18 protein-coding genes are annotated in these 18,320 nt (G+C 68.4%); 8 read left to right on the plus strand and 10 right to left on the minus strand.

Annotated features, from left to right (window positions below):
• Window positions 1–47: 47 nt before the first annotated feature.
• Entirely contained in the window at window positions 48–608 is a 561-nt protein-coding gene (locus tag ACFOYY_RS40830; protein WP_386196844.1) for a DUF4158 domain-containing protein, read from the minus strand.
• Between the two features lie 120 nt (window positions 609–728).
• On the opposite strand from ACFOYY_RS40830, the gene ACFOYY_RS40835 reads away from it, so the two are divergent.
• Complete coding sequence (locus ACFOYY_RS40835) at window positions 729–1,604, plus strand: IS5 family transposase (RefSeq protein ID WP_386196846.1); 876 nt, start codon at window positions 729–731, stop codon at window positions 1,602–1,604.
• Between the two features lie 46 nt (window positions 1,605–1,650).
• Here the strand turns inward: ACFOYY_RS40835 and ACFOYY_RS40840 are convergent, their stop codons facing one another.
• Complete coding sequence (locus tag ACFOYY_RS40840) at window positions 1,651–2,457, minus strand: GNAT family N-acetyltransferase (protein ID WP_386196848.1); 807 nt, start codon at window positions 2,455–2,457, stop codon at window positions 1,651–1,653.
• Window positions 2,458–2,720: 263 nt separating this feature from the next.
• Between ACFOYY_RS40840 and ACFOYY_RS40845 the strand changes: the two genes are divergently transcribed.
• Window positions 2,721–3,161, plus strand: coding sequence for a nitroreductase family deazaflavin-dependent oxidoreductase (locus ACFOYY_RS40845; RefSeq protein WP_386196850.1), 441 nt, complete (start codon window positions 2,721–2,723; stop codon window positions 3,159–3,161).
• Window positions 3,162–3,346: 185 nt separating this feature from the next.
• On the opposite strand, the gene ACFOYY_RS40850 is transcribed toward ACFOYY_RS40845, so the two are convergent.
• The 6 genes from ACFOYY_RS40850 to ACFOYY_RS40875 all read right to left on the minus strand — a co-directional run bounded on the left by ACFOYY_RS40850 (window position 3,347) and on the right by ACFOYY_RS40875 (window position 9,957).
• Window positions 3,347–4,831 carry an FAD-dependent monooxygenase gene (locus ACFOYY_RS40850; RefSeq protein ID WP_362784934.1) on the minus strand — a complete coding sequence of 495 codons (1,485 nt, stop codon included), beginning with the start codon at window positions 4,829–4,831 and terminating at the stop codon, window positions 3,347–3,349.
• The gene (locus tag ACFOYY_RS40855) at window positions 4,828–5,463 is read right to left on the minus strand and encodes a PadR family transcriptional regulator (RefSeq protein WP_386196852.1); all 636 of its coding nucleotides are present in this window, start codon (window positions 5,461–5,463) and stop codon (window positions 4,828–4,830) included. Before ACFOYY_RS40855 ends, ACFOYY_RS40850 begins: the two co-directional genes overlap by 4 nt.
• A gap of 444 nt (window positions 5,464–5,907) precedes the next feature.
• Window positions 5,908–6,771, minus strand: coding sequence for an alpha/beta fold hydrolase (locus ACFOYY_RS40860; protein ID WP_386196854.1), 864 nt, complete (start codon window positions 6,769–6,771; stop codon window positions 5,908–5,910).
• A 159-nt stretch (window positions 6,772–6,930) separates the two neighbouring features.
• Window positions 6,931–7,545: a TetR/AcrR family transcriptional regulator gene (locus tag ACFOYY_RS40865; RefSeq protein WP_352012190.1), complete on the minus strand. Its 615-nt coding sequence runs from the start codon at window positions 7,543–7,545 to the stop codon at window positions 6,931–6,933.
• A gap of 122 nt (window positions 7,546–7,667) precedes the next feature.
• Window positions 7,668–8,066, minus strand: a complete 399-nt coding sequence (locus ACFOYY_RS40870) for a hypothetical protein (protein WP_386196856.1) — start codon at window positions 8,064–8,066, stop codon at window positions 7,668–7,670.
• Between the two features lie 292 nt (window positions 8,067–8,358).
• The gene (locus ACFOYY_RS40875) at window positions 8,359–9,957 is read right to left on the minus strand and encodes an MFS transporter (RefSeq protein ID WP_386196858.1); all 1,599 of its coding nucleotides are present in this window, start codon (window positions 9,955–9,957) and stop codon (window positions 8,359–8,361) included.
• A 325-nt stretch (window positions 9,958–10,282) separates the two neighbouring features.
• Here ACFOYY_RS40875 and ACFOYY_RS40880 point away from each other — a divergent pair, with 325 nt between their 5' ends.
• From ACFOYY_RS40880 to ACFOYY_RS40890, 3 genes are all read left to right on the plus strand, one after another.
• On the plus strand, window positions 10,283–11,032 hold the full coding sequence (locus tag ACFOYY_RS40880; protein WP_386196860.1) for a TetR/AcrR family transcriptional regulator: 750 nt from the start codon (window positions 10,283–10,285) through the stop codon (window positions 11,030–11,032).
• A 336-nt stretch (window positions 11,033–11,368) separates the two neighbouring features.
• Complete coding sequence (locus tag ACFOYY_RS40885) at window positions 11,369–12,712, plus strand: MFS transporter (RefSeq protein WP_386196862.1); 1,344 nt, start codon at window positions 11,369–11,371, stop codon at window positions 12,710–12,712.
• Window positions 12,713–13,157: 445 nt separating this feature from the next.
• Window positions 13,158–13,583 (plus strand): nuclear transport factor 2 family protein, encoded by a 426-nt coding sequence (locus tag ACFOYY_RS40890; RefSeq protein WP_362912911.1) that lies wholly within the window; start codon window positions 13,158–13,160, stop codon window positions 13,581–13,583.
• A 347-nt stretch (window positions 13,584–13,930) separates the two neighbouring features.
• On the opposite strand, the gene ACFOYY_RS40895 is transcribed toward ACFOYY_RS40890, so the two are convergent.
• Window positions 13,931–14,443, minus strand: coding sequence for a GtrA family protein (locus ACFOYY_RS40895; protein ID WP_362912909.1), 513 nt, complete (start codon window positions 14,441–14,443; stop codon window positions 13,931–13,933).
• A 185-nt stretch (window positions 14,444–14,628) separates the two neighbouring features.
• Here ACFOYY_RS40895 and ACFOYY_RS40900 point away from each other — a divergent pair, with 185 nt between their 5' ends.
• A complete protein-coding gene (locus ACFOYY_RS40900; protein WP_386196865.1) occupies window positions 14,629–15,777 on the plus strand; it encodes a sensor histidine kinase in 1,149 nt (382 codons plus the stop codon).
• A complete protein-coding gene (locus ACFOYY_RS40905) occupies window positions 15,774–16,490 on the plus strand; it encodes a response regulator (RefSeq protein ID WP_386196866.1) in 717 nt (238 codons plus the stop codon). Before ACFOYY_RS40900 ends, ACFOYY_RS40905 begins: the two co-directional genes overlap by 4 nt.
• Here the strand turns inward: ACFOYY_RS40905 and ACFOYY_RS40910 are convergent.
• A complete protein-coding gene (locus ACFOYY_RS40910; protein WP_386196868.1) occupies window positions 16,455–17,579 on the minus strand; it encodes an alpha/beta hydrolase family protein in 1,125 nt (374 codons plus the stop codon). The two genes, ACFOYY_RS40905 and ACFOYY_RS40910, sit on opposite strands and share 36 nt — an antisense overlap.
• Window positions 17,580–17,894: 315 nt before the next feature.
• Between ACFOYY_RS40910 and ACFOYY_RS40915 the strand changes: the two genes are divergently transcribed.
• On the plus strand, window positions 17,895–18,317 hold the full coding sequence (locus tag ACFOYY_RS40915; protein ID WP_352012180.1) for a hypothetical protein: 423 nt from the start codon (window positions 17,895–17,897) through the stop codon (window positions 18,315–18,317).
• Window positions 18,318–18,320: the final 3 nt, after the last annotated feature.

Here is an 18,320-nt window from a genome sequence, read left to right on the forward strand (position 1 = left end):
AGGAGACGCGATGGAGCAGTCCCACATGGGCGATGCCTCGGGCATCGTCACCATGCCGGTTGAACGTCGACTTGCCGTCCGGACCGACGACGAGCAGACCCTCTGTTCGGGCCCGACCGCTGCAGGATCGTGGCGAAGATGGTGGCGTTCACCTCGGCGCGGATGCTGGTGGCCAGGTCCTCCAGCGTCGTGTACCCGAGCAGTTCCAGCCGGAGCCGGAGTAACTCCTCGATCGCCACGTTGATCAGATCCGCCGGGTTGTTCTTGGCGTGGGCCGCCTTCCGGACCGCCGTCGCGGCGATCGCCCAGGCCTGGCCCGCGTCGTACTTCACACCCTGACGCTGGCGCACCAGCTTGCGATGCGCCTTCGCGCTCGGGGAGGACCCGTGGTCCGGCAAGATGTTCTTGGCCAACTCCAGGCAGCGCCGGTCGTGGTCGATCACCACGTCGGGGATCTCGTCCGGGGACGGGAAGCGCGCCATCTTCTGAAAGCACTTCAACGCCGGCACCAGCGCTAAGCACGACTCGGAGCTGCCGGTGCACTGTTCGGCCCAGGCCACCTCCTCCGGCGACGGCGTGAAGAAGACGTACAGCACCCGCGCTGACATCCACGAGGCCTTCCTCAGCCTCGGTTGTGCTCTGATCCGCTGGCGCCGCCCCAGCTCATTGCGTTAAGAGTGCTAGGACGTGTATCGAAACGGATCTTGAGCTGTGAATGATCACCGTTCATGGGAGGAGGAGATCTCACGGACGAGCAGTGGGCAGTGCTGGAACCGTTGCTGCCGAAGGGCGCGAGAGTGGGACGGCCCCATGTCTGGTCGCGCCGGCAGTTGATCGACGGCATACGGTTCCGTGTGCGGACCGGTGTGCCGTGGAGGGACGTGCCCGTCGAGTACGGACCGTGGAGCCGGGTCTACGACTTGTTCCGTCGGTGGCAGCGGAACGGCACCTGGCAGCAGATCCTCACTCGGCTTCAGTCCCTGGCCGACGCGAGAGGAGCGATCGTCTGGGACCTGAGTGTCGACTCCACAGTCTGCCGCGCTCACCGGCATGCAGCCGGGGTCCATAAACGGGGTGACCTGCAGAAGGAACCGCCTGGCGGTGTGTTCACCGAGCCCGGAGATCACGGGCTGGGCAGGTCGCGCGGCGGATTCACCACCAAGTTGCACCTGGCGGTCGAGCAGGGACAGAAGCCCATGTCGATTGTGATCACGGCAGGGCAGCGCGGCGATTCGCCGCAGTTCGAGCCCGTGTTGGAGCGGGTAGGTGTGCCCCACCTCGGGCCGGGTCGGCCGCGTGTCCGCCCCAACCGGGTCCGTGCGGACAAGGCGTACGCCTCCCGCATGAACCGGGGCTACCTGCGCCGCCGCGGCATCCGCTGCACCATTCCGGACAAGGCCGACCAGACACGCAACCGCAAGAAGCTCGGTTCCCTCGGTGGCAGGCCGCCCGGATTCAACGCCGAGGACTACGAGGCTCGGCATGCCGTCGAGTGCGGCATCAACCGCCTGAAAAGGAATCGGGCCGTGGCCACGAGATACGACAAGCTTGCGGGCCGCTACGAGGCCACTGTCCTCGTAGGGGCTATCAATGAATGGCTGTGACCAGCTCGATCAGGACGACAAAGGATGTCCGTGGAGTTGTGGAGGTTCAGGGGTTGATGGCGTGTTCGACGAACTGACCGCAGGCGCGGAACCCCAGGCGGCGGTATACAGGCTCGCCGTCGGCAGACGCCTGCAGGACCGCGATGCCGTGGTCTCGCTCGCGGGCAGCGTGAAGGGCCGCGAGCGTGATGGCTCCGCCGTAGCCGCGCCGGCGGTGGGCGGCCAAAGTGGAGATGTTGTAGACGCCGGCGACTCCGGCGTGGTGGAACACCTCGGCGGAGCAGACCGGGCGGTTCTCCACGTAGCCCACCAGGTAGCGGGCCGGGCAGGTAGCGTCCAGAGCCTGGGACGCAGCCCGGGCGAAGAAGTCACGGACGGTTTCAGCGGGTGGATTCCAGTTTGCGGCGAGGACCGTGGCGTAATCGTCGAGCTGCTCGGGCGTGGTCACCGTTCGGATGTCCAGGCCCGGGACATGGGGAATCGGCAGGGTGTCGTCCAGCTCGGCCCACATCGCCGTCTCACGCTCGGACACCGGCAGGCCAGCCGCGGTCAGGCGGGTGGTGAGGTCTGTCGGTGTCGAGGCAGGTCCCACCCACCAGGAGAAACCGCGGCCGGTGCCGGCCAGCGACCCGACGGTCTCGGAGATGCGGGCCGCGGCGTGGCCGGCGGTGAAGCGAGCCGCTGCGACGATGTTGAACGTGTCGTCGTCCAGGCCGCTGTCCGCGACCAAGAGGTCACCCGCCTCCGTGACGGTCGCACCGGACATGCTCCGGTGCAGATGGCAGGCGTGTTCCGCCAGGTTCCGCTCCATCTTGTCCGTCAAGTCGGCTATATCGAGAAGGTAATCATTCATAGGGACTGATCCCAGCACGACCGGCGAAGACTGCATGTCATTTTAGGCGGCGCCACGCCGACGACCAGCACTTTCGATACACGCCCTAAGTGTCCTCTTCCTGTTTGAGAGGTGATCTCATTGTCCGGTTCACCGGCTGAAGCCGGCCCGCGCGCCACCTTCTCCGATTCCAGCGGCAACGGCAGCGGCCCCGCGGAGACAGCAGACTTGCATCGGTCTCCCGAACGGCTGTGTCCCTCTCCTCGAATTCTTTGGTAGGTCAGATGGGTTTCTCTTGGCCAACGTTGGTCTGGCGCCGCCTGGCCAACATCGACCGATGGGTACAGAAGGTCAGCAAAGGACGCTGGGCGCTGATCGGACGGGTCGACAACTCCCTTGTTCTGACGACGGTCGGACGCCGTAGCGGCAGGGCCCGTTCCAGCCCGCTGGTCTACGTCCGGGACCAAGATGCGCTGATCATCGTCGGCACCAATTTCGGGCAGCGGAACCATCCGTCCTGGTCAGCCAACCTGATGGCTCACCCCACGGCAACGGTACTGATGAAGGGCCGGTCTTTCACGGTCGACGCCGAGCCCGTCATAGACGAGCAAGCGCGCTCTCACGCCTGGGGTCTCATGACGCGCCATTGGTCGGGTTATGCGGCCTACGCCGAAAGATCAGGCCGGGAAATCCGCATCTTCCGCCTCATACCCCGGAAAGAATGACGAAAGGCCTCCCGCGCCGCGTCGAAGCCACGCATGACTTGAGACCAAGGCGCTTTCGGAGTGCTACAGCGACATCATGTTCCAGACACCGCCTGGTCGACGCCGCGCCTCAACGACGAAGGCCACATCGCACCGTAGCGTACGGTATGGCCTCCCCGAGGGGGTGCTCTGTGGCAAGAGCGTCATCACCGACAACGACCCGATTGCGCGGCCGGGCCGTGCCAGTGTTGCAGTGCCTGGTGGAGCCCGTCGGCGTGGTCGTGACCGGCGGCGCGCAGCCAGGCGGTGTGCCCGTCCGGCCGCAGGAGGACGGCCGCGAGTTCGGGATGGTCGGGGCAGGTCGCGGTGACGATGTCCACTCGGTCTGCCCATCCTGCGGCCGAATCGCGGATGGTGCCCGCTCCGGTCAGGTCGAGCAGCGCGCCGCGTCCCGAGGTGAGCAACTCGGCCAGGCGTGTACGGCCGTCGCCTGTGGTCAGGGCGAGGTCGGGCGCCAGGCGGCCCAGCCAGGGATGGCCGGAGTCGGGGCGCATCTCGTAGCGGGTGTCCAGCCCGGTGATGGTCTCGGTGAGAGCGCGGTTGCCCGCAGGGTGGCGGGCGAGGCGGGTGAGGAGGTCGGTGATCGGAGCGAGCCGGTCGTCGGCGTCGCCGAGCAGCACCTGGGCTCGCGTGTTGGCCAGCACGTGCGCACCGGCGGTGTGGCGTTCGGCGTGGTAGCTGGCGAGCAGGTGCGTCGGAGCGGTGCCGCGCACGGTGGCGGCGAGTTTCCAGCCGAGGTTGAACGCGTCGTCCAGGGCGACGTTGACGCCGATCGCCCCGGCCGGCGGGTGGATGTGTGCGGCGTCTCCGGCCAGGATGACCCTGCCTCGGACGTACTCGGACGCCTGCCGGGCCGCGTTGCCGAACCGGGTCAGCCAGCGTGCGGCGCGTAGCCCGACATGGCGGCCGAGCGCGTCGTCCACGGCGGTTTGGAGCAGGTCCAGGGTGACCGGGGTGTCTTTGTCCGCAGGTGGTTGCCGGTCGGAGGTGATGATCCTGACGTAGCCGGGGCGGGGGATGACGAACACGGATCCGTCAGGGCCGGTGGTCGCGCCGAACGGCAATGCCTCGGGGTCGGCGAGCTCGACGTCGCCGAGCAGGAAGAAGCGGGTCGCCGCGGTACCGGGGAAGTCGATGCCGGCCTGTTTGCGGACGGTGCTGCGGCCGCCGTCGCAGCCGACCAGGTACGCGGCCCGGACGCGGTACTCGCGGTCGCCGGTGGTGACGGTGGCGGTGACGGATTCGGAATCCTGTTCCAGCACGCGCAGTTCGTGTCCGCGCCGGATGTCGGCTCCCAGGTCGAGGGCGTGCGCCTCTAATATCTCCTCGACCCGGGTCTGCGGGATGCCCAGCGAGTACGGGTGGTCGGTGTGCGTGCCGGGGAGGGCGAGTGTCACCGGCAGGCCGGAGAACGCGGCGTGCGGCACTTGCCAGCCCTCGCCGATGAGCCTCTCGGCGAGGCCGCGCCGCGCCAGCAGGTCCAGGGCGCGGGCGTTGAGGTTGAAGCCCCGGCAGAAGTCCGGCCGTTGCGCGTGGCGTTCGACGACGACCGTGTCGACGCCGGCGAGCCGGAGTTCGCTCGCGAGTAACAGTCCGGCCGGGCCGGCTCCGACGATCAGCACCTCGGTCATCGGGTGGTTCCTTCCGGGGACGTGGGGGCGGACCAGGTCCATCCCTGTTCGGTTTGTTCGACCTTGGGCCAGAACAGGCTGCCGTCGCGGATCTCGGCGATGGTCCGCCGCGTCCAGGCCAGTTCGGCCTCCCAGGCGTGCAGTGCGCACTCGGTTTCGATCATGAACAAGCGGGGGACCTTACCGGAGCCGACCGTGTCGGCCAGCACCGTGTTCGTCTCCTCGATCCGTTGGGCCAGATGCCCCGCCCGTTCGGCCAGTGCCTCCGCCGCCCTGTCCGGACCGAGAGCGCCGAGGTAGGACACCGCGGCCATGAACTTCGGGTATTCCGCGACGGGCATACGCAGAAGCTCGTCGATCCAGCGCACGAATTCGCTCTGGCCCAGCTCGGTTGTCGCGTACACGGTTCGCTCCGGCCGCCTGCCATCGCGCGCCGTCTCCACCGGCTCGATCCAGTCATGCCGGACCAACGCCTCGACCGTGTCGTACAGGGACCCGGAGTTGACCTTGAAGCTGCTGTCCTTGTGCCGCTCCCGCAGGGTGGCCGCCATCTCGTACGGGTGCATTGGCTGTTCCTGGAGCAGGCCCAGCACGGCCAGCGCCAGGGTGTTGGAGATCTTCCGCTTCGTCATCTTCATCACCGATCTCTAATAGTAGGAACCGACTATACGGTATCGACTATCAGAGGCAAGCCCCTGCGGATTCGCGCGCAGGGCGACGGCGAACACGGATCGGGGGTCAGGGAGATGTGGAACGGAACCCGGCGTCAACGGGTTCCCGCTCGTTGGCGAACTGCGGTTTCCCCGCCTCCGAACGTGCGCCGGCCCAGCCGGCCGCACCCGGGCGCCAGGCCCCGCGAACCCACGAGGCGGCCCCGCTGCCTCCCATGTGTGCGACGCCACCAGTCGAGGGGCTCCCCGCCGCGCTCCAGGAGCGCGCCCGGCAACCGCTGGGCTTCCGTGATCAGATCGGGCGAGTGCCTGGCGAACTCGAACTACCGGGCAGTGCGGGCGTGGAACGTCGAGAATGCACGACCTGCCGTACGCGGGCGGCTCCCCGCGATCGACGGTTGTCGGCTATCGCCCGGTGTGCCGGAGGATCGCGGCGGAGATCCGGGGAATCACCGGTGGCGGGAACCCGTGCCCCATTCCCTCGATGGGCAGGAATTCGCTGCCGGGAATCGCCGCCGCCAGTGCCTGGCCGTGAGCGAAGGGCGCCATGGGATCGTCCGAGCCGTGAATCACCAGAGTCGGAGCGGTGATCGAGCCGACAAGCCCGGAACGGTCGCGGGAGGCGAAGGCCGCGAGGATGTGGTTCTTCGAGGCGTGGCCCGCATCGGTGGCGTTCTCGATCTCCCGCTCGATGATCACGCGCGTGGCCGCCTCGTCGAACGGCGTCAGCTGTCCGGCGAGAATGCGTGCCAGTTTGAGGTGCGACTCGACGTGCTCCTCCCGGGTGCTGGGCGGATTGGCGATCTGTTCGGCGTCCCAGGCGGCCAGCCGTGGATCGCGTACCGTGCCCCGGAAGGTGTTGGTCGCGGGGTCGAGGGGCTCGGCGCTCGACATGATGACGGTCAGGCTGCGCAGCCGGTCAGCGTGTTCGAGCGCGATCTCCTGGGCGATCATGCCGCCCATCGAGGCGCCGACCACATCCGCCGTGGCGATGCCCAAGCCGTCGAGCAGACCGACGGCGTCCTGGGCGAGGTCGACCATGGTGTACGGGTTGGCCTCGTAATCCACGCGGCCGGACAGCCCGGTGTCCCGGTTGTCATAGCGGATGACGTACCGGCCTCCCTCCTGGAGAAGGCGGCAGAGCTCGTCGGGCCAGGTGGCACCTCGGGCGCCGAGCCCCATCACGAGCAACAGTGCGGGGTCGGCCGAGTCGCCGAACGTCTCGCACCACAGACGGATTCCGTTGGCCTCGACGATGCGTTCCATCATGTTCTGCCCCTCGTTCTGGCTCGCACCAGTGGCGACGACTGGCGCTACGACATCCCGTACGAGGACGAGCGCTCACGGACCGTGCGCCGAGTCCGCTCCCACAGCACCCTCCCAAAGCAAAAAGTATATACACGTTAACTTTTTGCTTGATCCGGACCGTCACAATCCAGCCGGCGCATGCAGGACGGCGAGCATCTGGGCTCGCAGGTGCACGCCCAGCGCCCGGATGTCGTCGCTCAGCCGGGCGGCGAGCACCGCCGTCACCATCCCCATGACGGAGGTGACGGCGATCCGCGCCGCGAGGTCCGACAACTCCGGCCGTACCTCGATCAGCAGCCCGACCCACTCCTCACGTATCTGCCGCATCTGGCGGTTGAGCCGCCGCCGATCCTGCTCCGGCAGCCACAGAAGCTCGGCCTGCATGATCAGAGTCAGGCTCCGGTTCTCGACGGACGACCGGGAGAACCAGTCCACCAGGGCGATCAGCGCCTCCTGCGGGTCCCGGTCCCGGTTGGCCAGCGCGGCTTGCGTCCCCTCCCGAAGGCGTTCCAGCGACAACTCGATCAGGGCGAGAAGGATGGCCTGCTTGCCGGGAAAATGCCGGTAGACCGCGGGTCCGGAGATGCCCACCGCGACCCCGATGTCGTCGATCCCCGTGTCGGCGTAACCACGCTCCACGAAGAGCCGGGCCGCCTGCAACAGGATGACCCGCTTGCGCACCCCATGTTTGCGCCCCTGCGAGATGAGGGACTCCAGCTCGTCGGACTCGGCCACGTACGTACCTCTCTGAAAGAAACGGGAACCACGGTTAACATATTGGATAAGGGCTGACCAGGCACACCGCTTCTCGTCCGCGACCGCAGCGAGGTGAGCGCCCACCACGTCCACTCAGTTGGTCAGTGGGCACGGCGACGGGGCGCGAGGACCTCGGTGGCCGTGACGATGGCCTCAGGTCCGGGTTTGACGTAGCGGATTGCGGTGCGGGGGCTCTTGCGCCGGGTCTTGCCCATGATGAGCTGCAGCGGCACTTCAGTCTCGCCGAGGTGGGTGGCGGCGCTGTGGCGCAGCTGGTGCAGATCGAACCCGGCGTACTTGTCCAGCAGGACGCGGGCGCGGTCGTAGCCGAGGCGGGCGCGCCCGGTGTACGGGCAGATGTCGGCCGGGCGGCGGGCGGCGGGCGACGCTCGGACAGGAACACCGGTCGTTTCGTGCGGGTCCTGCCATCCGGAAGCCGGAGTACCTGGGGCGGCAGGTGGGCGGTGCGCTGTCCCAGTACACCCACTCGATCGCGCCACCGGTTGCCCTGGCGGGCCCTGGACACCTCACCGGCCACGCCGCTCCGCCCTCACTCACGCTGCCGAGGACAGCGCCAGCACCTCCACCCTCCTGGCCCACTACGCCCGCCTGCCCCCCAAGGCCCTGGCCCGCCGGCGGAACAACCGAGACCCGGCGGCACGGCGCCGGTAACGCGTACAGCGCATCAGATCAGGTTCGTATCCGCCCGATTTTCCGCGAGTACTACGGATCCCCTGGGCGCCAGGGCCCGGGCAGCCGGGCGGGCGCCGGTACGGCCTGCGAGACCTTTGCTCACGATGGGGTCGCCGTGAAGTCCAGGTCACCTGCTTGGTCCCGGCCGTTGTGTCCTGCTGCGGATTCCGGGGCCTCGGATCCGGGCCGGGTGCGTGCGGTGCGGAGCAGGAGGGCGATGAGGACGGCCGCGCCCATCATCAGAACGACGCAGACCACCGAGGCGATCCGCATCTCCTGGGCGAAAGCGTTGAATGCCACGCTGCGTAGCATTTCGGCGGTGCCCTCCGGAAGGGTCGCGGCTGTGTCGACGGCACCGCCGAGGGTGTTCCGCGCGGCCTCCAGTTCCTTGGGCGTGAGGGTGTCAGGAGCCTTGGCCGCCAGTTCCGAACGGTAGACGGCGGTGCCGACGCTGCCCAGGATCGCGATGCCCAGCGCCCCGCCGAACTCGGCCGAGGTCTCGGCCATGGCGGAGGCCGCCCCGGCCCGCTCCGGTGGTGCGGCGGACAGGATTACCTCGGTGACCACGGCGGAGACTCCGCCGATACCGATCGCGACGATTGTCAGGCCGCTGACGAGGTAGCCGATTCCCGAACCGGCTTGGATCAGGGTCAGCATGGCGTAGCCGACGGCTGCCACGAGCAGCCCGGCGGCGATCACGTTGGGTTTACCGATGCGGGGCGCGATCGCGGTGGCCAGTGCGATGCCCAGCGGCATCACGAGGAAGGTGGGCAGGGACCACAGAGCCGACTCGAACGGTCCCATGCCCAGAACGAGCTGCATGAACTGCCAGTTGAACAGGGAGAAGCCGACCAGTCCGAATGTCGCCAGCGCGCCGATGAGCAAGGGCACGTTGAACCGGCGTGTGCGGAACAGCGCAAGGTCGATCATGGGGTTCGCGGTCACGCGCTGACGGTGGACGAAGGCCGCCCCTACGGCGAGTCCGGCGGCGCAGTACAACAGGGGAACCCACTCAAGACCGCGCTCCGCCAGCAGTTTGACGCCGTAGATGACGCCGAGTACGGCCAGAAGGGACAGGGCGGCGCCGAGCAGGTCGAAACGGCCCGGCCTGGGGTCGCGATATTCGGGGAGCAGCAGCGGGCCGAGGACCAGGAGCAGGGCCATCACCGGCACGTTGATCAGGAAGACCGACCCCCACCAGAAGTGCTCCAGCAGCAGTCCGCCGATGATCGGGCCGAGTACGGCGCCGCCCGCGAAGCCCGCCGTCCAGACACCGACCGCGGCAGCCCGCTGTTTGGCGTCGTGGAACATGTTGCGGATCAGGGAAAGCGTGGACGGCGCCAGCGTGGATCCGGCGATGCCCAGGAGCGCGCGGGCCGCGATGAGCGACCCGGAGCCGGTCGAGTAGGCCGCCAGAACGGAGGCGGCACCGAAGGCCGCGGCGCCCGCCAGCAGCACCCGCCGCCGTCCGATCCGGTCGCCGAGCGTACCCATCGTGATGAGCAGGCCGGCGAGGAGGAAGCCGTAAGCATCCATGATCCACAACAGTTCGGAGCTGCTCGGCTTGAGGTCGGCCGTCAGGGACGGGAGCGCGACGAACATGACGGACATATCCATGGACGCCAGTACGCAGGGCAATACCAGGACCGCGAGCCCGACCCACTCCCTGGCTCCGGCTGTTCTGTCTACTTCAGTCATTTCCTCGGTTCCTGAGTCGCGTTGGCCAGGTCGGGGTAAATCGCCCCGGTGGGTACTTTGTACGCACTGGAGCGTACACGATACGCATGAACGTTGAATTCGTACAGCATCTTTTTGAGCTGCTGGTTCGCCTGCACCGCACGCTGGAATCCTCGATGGTCTAGGATTTCGACACAACCCGGAGTGTGTGACGAAAAGGAGTGTGGTGATGTCGGTGCAACCGGCATGCGCGTCATGCGGAAAGTCGCTGGAACCCGCCGATCGGGGCCGACCGAGGCTCTACTGCTCCCGCGCGTGCCAAGCGAAGGCGTACCGGGCACGCAGAGTGGAGGCACCGACCGGCACCCCGGAAGACAACGACGGCGCGCCGCATCTCACCGTTGAACGCATCGTGCGAGCCGGGATCGTCATCGCGGACGCGGAGGGACTCGACGCGCTGTCGATGCGCCGGGTCGCCATGGACCTCGGCACCGGCACCATGTCCTTGTACCGGCACGTGGCGTCCAAGGACGACCTGGTGGCCCTGATGGTGGAGGCCGCGATGGCCGATGTGCCCCTGCCCGACTCGGCGCCGCGGGACTGGCGTCACGGTCTCGAACGCGCCGCATACCGTGACTGGGACCTTTACCACCGCCACCCGTGGATCCTGCCGAGAGTCATGGTGACAACCCGCGCGTACTTCAGCCCGGCTCTCGCGGCGGACAGTGAAAGCGCTTTCTCCGCGTTCGACGGACTCGACCTCGAACCCGCCGAGGCTTTCCGGTACATGTTCATGTTCGCCTCGTACGTGCAGGGCGTGGCGCTGACCTACGTCAGCGACATGGAGGCGGAACGGCAGGCGCGAATCGCCCCAGCTCAGGGGGTGAAAGCCTCGAATGAAGCACAGAATCCGCTTTTCGCACCCGGGGCATATCCCCGGCTCGCCCGCGCGATGCGCGCAGGCGCCACTCCCTGGGACCTCGACGCCCTGTTCGCCTCAGGACTTGCCGGCATCCTGGACGGCATCGCGGCCGATCTGGCCAGACGGGGCATCGATTCGAGGTCTGGCGGCCATCGGAACGAGAAGTCACGCTAAACGGCTCAGTGGACTCGGCTCAGAGGTCGCGCGGACAGGTGATCCTGACGCGCCGGGGGGGGGTGACAGGCGCTGCTGCTAGGCTGATCGGCATGTCAGGCGCATCGTGCTCGGCCGCTTGTGCGGCAGTGACCAGGACGTCCCGCTAGCGGCGGGACGTTCGACTCTCAGCACCACCCATCCTGGAACGTCCAGTCGCTTCGTGATCAGTCCGGAGCGGCCGTTTGTGCTGCTCGGAAACTCTTCAGAGCGACGGAGCACTCGATGCTTTCAGGCACTACTTCTTCCCGCGGGCAAAGCCCGTCTCCCGCACGCGCATGGCTCGTACTGTGCGCGATGGCCATGCTGCAGTTCTTCATCGCGGTCGACGTGACCGTGGTCAACATCGCGCTGCCCTCAATCGGCGCGGATCTCGGCGTCGACGGCCAGTCGCTGACCTGGATAGTGGTTGGCTACACCATCACCGGCGGCGGGCTGCTCATGCTCGGCGGTCGCCTCAGCGACCTGCTAGGCCGCCGTCGCACGCTGTTGGCCGGCACGACCCTGTTCGGTGCGGCATCGCTGCTGGCGGGGCTGGCCCCCTCGTTCGCGGTCCTGGTGGCCGCGCGCCTCTTCCAGGGGGCCGGCGAGGCTATCGCACTGCCGGCGGCGATGGCCACCATCGTGCTGATGTTCCCCGAGGGCCCACGCCGGTCGCGGGCCCTGAGCGTGTGGGCCGCAGTCGCCAGCTGCGGGCTGGTGCTGGGATTCGCCCTCTCCGGAATCATCACCGCCCATCTGGGTTGGCGCTGGGTCTTCCTGATCTCGGTGCCGTTCGTCCTGGTCGTGATCATGGCCGCGCTCGTGCTCGTCAAGGCCGACCGTCCCGCTTCACGTAAACGGGCCCGGCTGGACCTGCCGGGCGCGCTCCTGCTGACTGCGTGCCCGCTGTCGTTCACCTACGCCGCGGTCGAAGCAGGAGAATCCGGAACGAGCCCGTGGGTGAGCCTGGCAGCGCTGGCAGGTGCGGTGCTGGCCGCCGCCGGGTTCGTGCGGGTCGAGTCGCGGTCCTCGAACCCGCTGGTGCCGCCGGCCTTCTTCGCCAACCGTGCCCGGGTGAGGGCGAACCTGACAACGATGCTGCTCAGCGGGGCGTTGTCGACCTCATTCCTGCTGTTCACGTTCTACCTGCAGAACCGTCTCGGAATCGGTCCGCTGGGAGCCGGCCTCACGATGCTCCCGCTGGCTGTTGCGCTGATCGCGGCCTCGGTTCTCGTGCCGAGGCAGCTGGGCCGTTGGGGAGCACGCGCGTGCGTGCTGGCAGGTCTCGGAGCCGCTGCGGGCGCGATGACGGTGATCGCGCTTGTGGCAGCCCTGGGTGCCGGGGCGACGTGGCTGCTTCCGGCGATGCTGCTGATCGCCGCCGGGATGGGCTTCGGGCTGGTGGGGCTGCAGTACATCGCGGTCAGCGGAACGACCGACGAGGACGCCGGGATCGCCTCCGGCGTCCAGCGAGCAGCCGACCAGCTCGGCGGGGCAAGCGGCGTAGCAGTCTACGTGGGCATCGGGTTCGCCCCCGCCGTGCACGCCGCAGACCCGTTCCTGATCGCAGCGGTCCTCGCCATCGCCGGGCTGGCCGTCGGTGCCGTGGTCGTCAGCCGTTCCTCGGCCATCACGGAGGTGCGACCGCAGACCGAGTAGGAGACCGCGCCGCCACGCTCTGCCGTCAGGCAGCGGCGTGGCGGCGCGGCCATGTGTTCGACTCGGGAACAGTGGCTCGATCCGCGCCCGCTGCGCGTCAGCCAAGGGCATGCCCAGATCAACGATTAAGCGATCGGAAAGAAGCTCAGCTCAGGGCGGCGATGTGGGCTGCGAGCCGGTCATTGGAGGATCAGGCCGCGGCGTCCGCCGTACCATCCTCATCGCCTCTGGGCGTGTCCTGCTCGTCGGTGCCGAACAGCGTCAGTTGCTCGCCGTCCGGTTCGGTGCCGGTGAGTTTCAGACAGAGGTGCTTTCCATCAGGTCGTCACCCGCTGTCGCCGAAGTCCGGTCCGATCCTTCTTCTGTGTTTTCCGGTGGCACCCCTATGTGAGAACCAGTGTTCCGTATGGTGTACGGTACGACGTACGTTACAAGGAGGAGCAGCATGTACCAGCCGAGTGCCGAAGAACTGAAGAGCGTCGAGGAATGGTTCGCCGACTACGATGCGCTGGCCGAGCGGGGCTCCATCGAGCAACTGGCTGACCTGGCGGTCTTCCCGATGAACGTGGCCACCGACACGCCGGGCGGCTACGCGAGCGTCCGCCAGTGGACGCGAGCCGAGTATGTCGAGGCGATGAAGGAGTCCATGGGCGGCGGCACCGCCGGGCTTGACCTGCGTTCGACGCGCACCCCGCGCTTTCTCACCCCGAACCTGGTGGTCGTGGAGACCGAGGCGACGATGACGATCGAAGGCCAGGAGCACCGCATGCACTACGTCGACCTGCTGGTGCGGGCGGAGAACGGGTGGGCGTTCCAGACCATGGTCCAGGGCGGCTGGGGTCACGGCTGGCCGTCCGCCAAGCGCGGCTGACCGAGCCGTTCCCGGTCAGGGCACGTCTGGATGCTGAGCCGGCCTCCCGGAAGGGGAACGGTGCCGCCCGCTGTGGGTCGCGGGCGGCACCGTTCTGGGTGCGGGGTGAAGCGTTTCTTCGCGGTCCGGATACGACAGGTCCGGATACGACAGGAGGTGCGCTCTCGACGGTCGGCCGCCGGGCGGGGTGATGTGAACGACCTTGTCGTCCTGCCGCACCCGGCTGCCCGTGGTGAAATCGAAGGTGAAGAACCCACCCCCTCCAGGGATGACCCCTGAAGGAGCCCAGGGAATCGCCGACGCAGCTTGCGGGGCCCCTTGAGGGCCGGCTTCTGGATTCGCCGCCGTCAGGCCGCCTTGTCCGTGGCATCGGAGGCGGGGGCCAGCCGTACACGGCCGGGCCGGATCCTCTCCTCGGGGAAGACCCACTTCCGGAACGCCCAGAAGCGGAAGACCATGGCGATCAGCGTGCCGACGACCTGCGCGCTCACGAAGTCGGCGATCTCCTGGGCCACCAGGCTCACATCCGGCGTCTCCATGCCGAACGCGTATCGCGAGACCCACAGCGGTGCGGAGTTGAGCACCAGGCCGATCCCGCTGACCAGGAAGAACAGCGCCGCCTCGTGACGGCGCTCGCGACCGCCCCTGGCCCGGAACGACCATTCGCGGTTCAGCACGTAGGACACGATCGTCGCCACGAGCACTGCGATGATCTTCGCGGTCACGGGCTTCGGTTCCAGAACGGTCAGCTTCAGCCCATAGAACATCGCGTTGTCCACGAGGAACGCCGTCCCACCGACCGCTGTGAACTTCAGTAGTTCGCGGTGCTTCAGCGCAAGCGCGTGCAGCGGTTCCGGCAACCTTGCGAGTACCGCTTTTGCTATTCGGAGCACCCCCGATCTTCTCACCAGTCAGACGTTCCATGACAAGTTTGACGAACACGATTTGCCCGGCTGGAACCGTACCCGACGGCGAAGCCGCGTGATCATGAGCTTTGACACGGTGCCGCGGTGCCTGGTGAGGCCCGTCCCTCTAGGGTGGGCGCATGGCCGAACGGCGTCCCTTGATCGCGCGCAGGCTGCGACCGGGACACTGGGTCGCCGTCGACGTGTTCGCGGCCTTCGCCCTGGCCGCCGGGTTCTCAGCGTCGGCGGTGCTGGTGCCGGAGTCTGCCCGAGTGCCGACGTACGCGGCCGTGCCGGTGATCGCGCTGGCCTGCCTGCCACTGGCGGTCCGGCGCCGGTGGCCGGTGACGGTCTGCGTCCTGGTCCTGGTGGCGGCGGTGTTCGCGCCGTTCACCGGGTGGGAGGAGCCGTTCGTGCCCTTGGCGGTCGCGCTGCACGCGGTGGCGCTGCTGGAGGCGCGCCGGACGGCGGTGGCGGCGCTGGTGGCCGCGCTGGCGGTGACCGCCGCCGGCTCCGCGATCGGCTCGCTCTCATGGGCAGAGGCCGCGTCGGCGTGCGGATTCGCCTGGCTGACGCTCGGCCTGGCGTGGACGATCGGGCTTGCCGTACGGGAGCAGCGCGCGTACGCCGCGCAGGCCGTCGCACGGTCGGCGCAGGCCGCGGCCACGGCGGAACGGCTGCGCATGGCTCGTGACGTGCACGACGTCGTCGCCCACAGCATGGGGCTGATCTCCATGCGGGCCGGCATCGCCAACCACATCGCCGCCACGCACCCAGAAGAGGCGGGCGAGGCCCTGTCGATCATCGAGGAGACCGGCCGGAAGGCGCTGGCGGACCTGCGCAGGCTCCTCGGTCTGCTCCGCGACGACTCAGCAGACCGGGACGGCCCGCCGTACACGTTGGACTCGTTGCGCGAGCTGGTCGCGGCGATCCCGGCCGGTGACGTACGGGTGGAACTCGACGTCGAGCCCGGCCTCGCGCTCGGCGACGAGGAGGCCCTCGTCGTCTATCGCCTCGTGCAGGAGTCGCTGACCAACGTGCTCAAACACGCCGGACCGGCCCGATGCCGGGTGGCCGTCGGCACCCGGGCGGAGCATGAGCTGGTGGTCGAGGTCGTCGACGACGGCCGCGGGGGCGCGCCGCGGGAGGGGGGCCACGGGCTGGCCGGGCTGGAGGAGCGGGTGACCCTGTACGGCGGGACGTTCTCGGCGGGGCCGGAGCCCGGAGGCGGCTTCGCCGTCCGCGCAAGGCTGCTGTCGCGGGGCGGTTCCGGGAAGGACGAGAGATGAGCACGTTCACGGTGCTGGTCGCCGAGGACCAGGCGTTGCTGCGCGCGGGGCTGTGCAGGCTGATCGACACCGCCCCCGACCTGGAGACCGTCGGCGAGGCCGGGACCGGAGAGCAGGCCGTGGAGCTGGCCCGCGGCCTGCGGCCCGATCTGGTGCTCATGGACGTCCGCATGCCCGGCCTCGACGGGATCAAGGCCACCGAGCTGATCCGGACCGACCCGGTGACCGCCGCGACGCGGGTGGTGATGCTGACCACGTTCGATCTCGACGAGTACGTCTACGGGGCGTTGCGGGCCGGAGCCAGCGGATTCCTGCTGAAGGACACCCGGCCGGGCGACCTGCTGGAGGCGCTGCGCGTCGTGGGGGAAGGACAGGCGTTGCTGGCTCCGTCGGTCACCACGCGACTGATCGGGGAGTTCGCCCGGCGCGGGTTCACTGGGATCCCGGCCCGGCTCGCGGCGGGGCTGACCCAGCTGTCCGGCCGGGAGCGGGAGGTGCTCCTGCTGGTGGCTCAGGGGCTGACCAACCCGCAGATCGCCGAGCGGCTCGGCATCGGGCAGGCGACGGTCAAGACCCATATCCGCAGCCTGCTGGCCAAGCTCGCCGCGCACGACCGGGCGCAGCTCGTCATCGCCGCCTACGAGGGCGGCCTGGTCACGGCCGGCGGGCAGGCGCCGTCAGCGGCGGTAGGAGACCTCGGGGAAGGCGGCTGACGGGCCCCGCAGCAACGCCTGCGGACGGCCGCGCAGGTTCTGCTCGAAGAAGGCCAGCGGGTAGGCGCGCTGGAAGGCCAGCGCCCGCTCGGCCGGGATCGTGCCGACGACCTCCTCAAGCTGCGCCTTGCCCAGCCCCAGTGGCTTGGCCGACATGGGGATGAGCAGGACGTCGTCGCCGAAGGAGTTGTGGGCCGCACCCTTGAGGGTCACGTTGAGCCGCCAGCCCCGCAGCCCGTCCCAGAAGGTGCGCAGCGTCGGATTGGTCGCCATGCCGCCCTTCCCGTTGGTGTCGACCACCATGTACGGCCGGTCGAGACCGGACTGCGCGACCTTGCCGAGGATGGCGCCGTCCAGGCCGAGCCCGGCCTTGATCCGGGGGTCGGCGTACATGGCGGAGGAGGTGGCCGCGCCACCGAGCAAGTGCCCGAACATTCCGATGCGCGCGAGGTCGAAGAGCGGCTTCCCGTCACGACCGGGCAGTTTCTCCTCCAGGGAGGGCAGGCTGTCCAGGACGAACCGCACGTCGGCCACCCGGATGTCGACCGCCTTGGCGAAGTCGGTCACCTCGTCACCTGTCTCAACCCGGCCGCCGGGGAACTCCACCACCGCCGCGTCATAGGGGTGATCGACGGTGACCACCGCGTATCCCCGGCTGGCCAGTTCCTCGACGACGCCGGTCCCGTACGCGCGCGAGGCGTTGGCGCCCGGTGAGTACAGGACGACCGGCAGTTCGCCCAGGCTCGTGTCGGCGGGCGCGCCCTCGTGGCCGTCGGTTCTGTCCGTCAGCAACGAGCCCGGCTCCAGGTCGTTCATCTTCAGGTACTGCTCCGCCGCCGCCTTCGGCATCCAGGGGGCGATCGGGTGGGCCTGCGTGTCCCGGGCCGGGTACCACAGGCTGACCATCAGCTCCCGCTTCCTGCCGGAGCCCTTCCAGGGATCCGAACGGGACTGATCGACCAGGTGGACCGAGACGGTCCCCACCGGATGCGGGCCCGTCGGCTTCGGGATCGTCAGGCGTTGCGGTGGGGTGGAGCCGCATCCGGCCAGTGTGAGGGCCATGGCGGTGATGATGAGTGCACGTTTCACCCTGTTCACGGTGTCAGTCGTGTACGGCTGCCGCCTCTGGCGTGAGGAGGACCTCCGGCTCAACCCAGGAAGGTAGCGCTCGACGGAGATCGTTTTCAGGGATGACGCTCGCGACCGGAACCGGCCGTCAGGCGGCGGACCTGCGGATTCAGGGCGCGGGTCACCGTCCTTGAGGCTCGATGCCTACTCCCTTTGGAGTAACGCGTACGGCGAACGGTGCAAGATCAGGTGACGATCGACGGACGACGCGCTCCCGCCACTGCCCGGCCTAACGTTTCCCCTTGAAACAACGACACGAAAGCTGGAGGAATCACCATGAACAAGCGAGTGATGACGGCGATCGCCGGGCTGAGCCTGACGGCCGGTCTGCTGGGATCGGCCTGGGCACCGGCCGGCGCCCAGACCGGCACGGCCGGTGAGGCCACCGTTGCGACGGCCGCGCCGAAGCCGCCGAAGGGAGCCAGGGCCGTGGTTCAGGTCAGCCCCAACCCCACCACCGAACGGGGCCAGGAGGTGACGATCACTGGCCACTGCGGCGGCGGCAAGGGGCTCAAGGCAGTGGTCGCCGGGATCGACTTGAAGAACCCGGTGCTGCAGAACATCCGCATCGTGAAGGACGACCCGAAGGGATTCGTGGCGAAGGCGACCCTCTCCCCCAGGATCGGTAACGGCGTCGGCCCTGTCTTCGTCGACTGCGGCGGTGAGGCGGGCGTGACCCTCCTGGTCACCCACGTCTGATCG

The organism is Streptosporangium jomthongense (assembly GCF_042650425.1).
In the GTDB taxonomy this organism is placed as follows: Bacteria; Actinomycetota; Actinomycetes; order Streptosporangiales; family Streptosporangiaceae; genus Streptosporangium.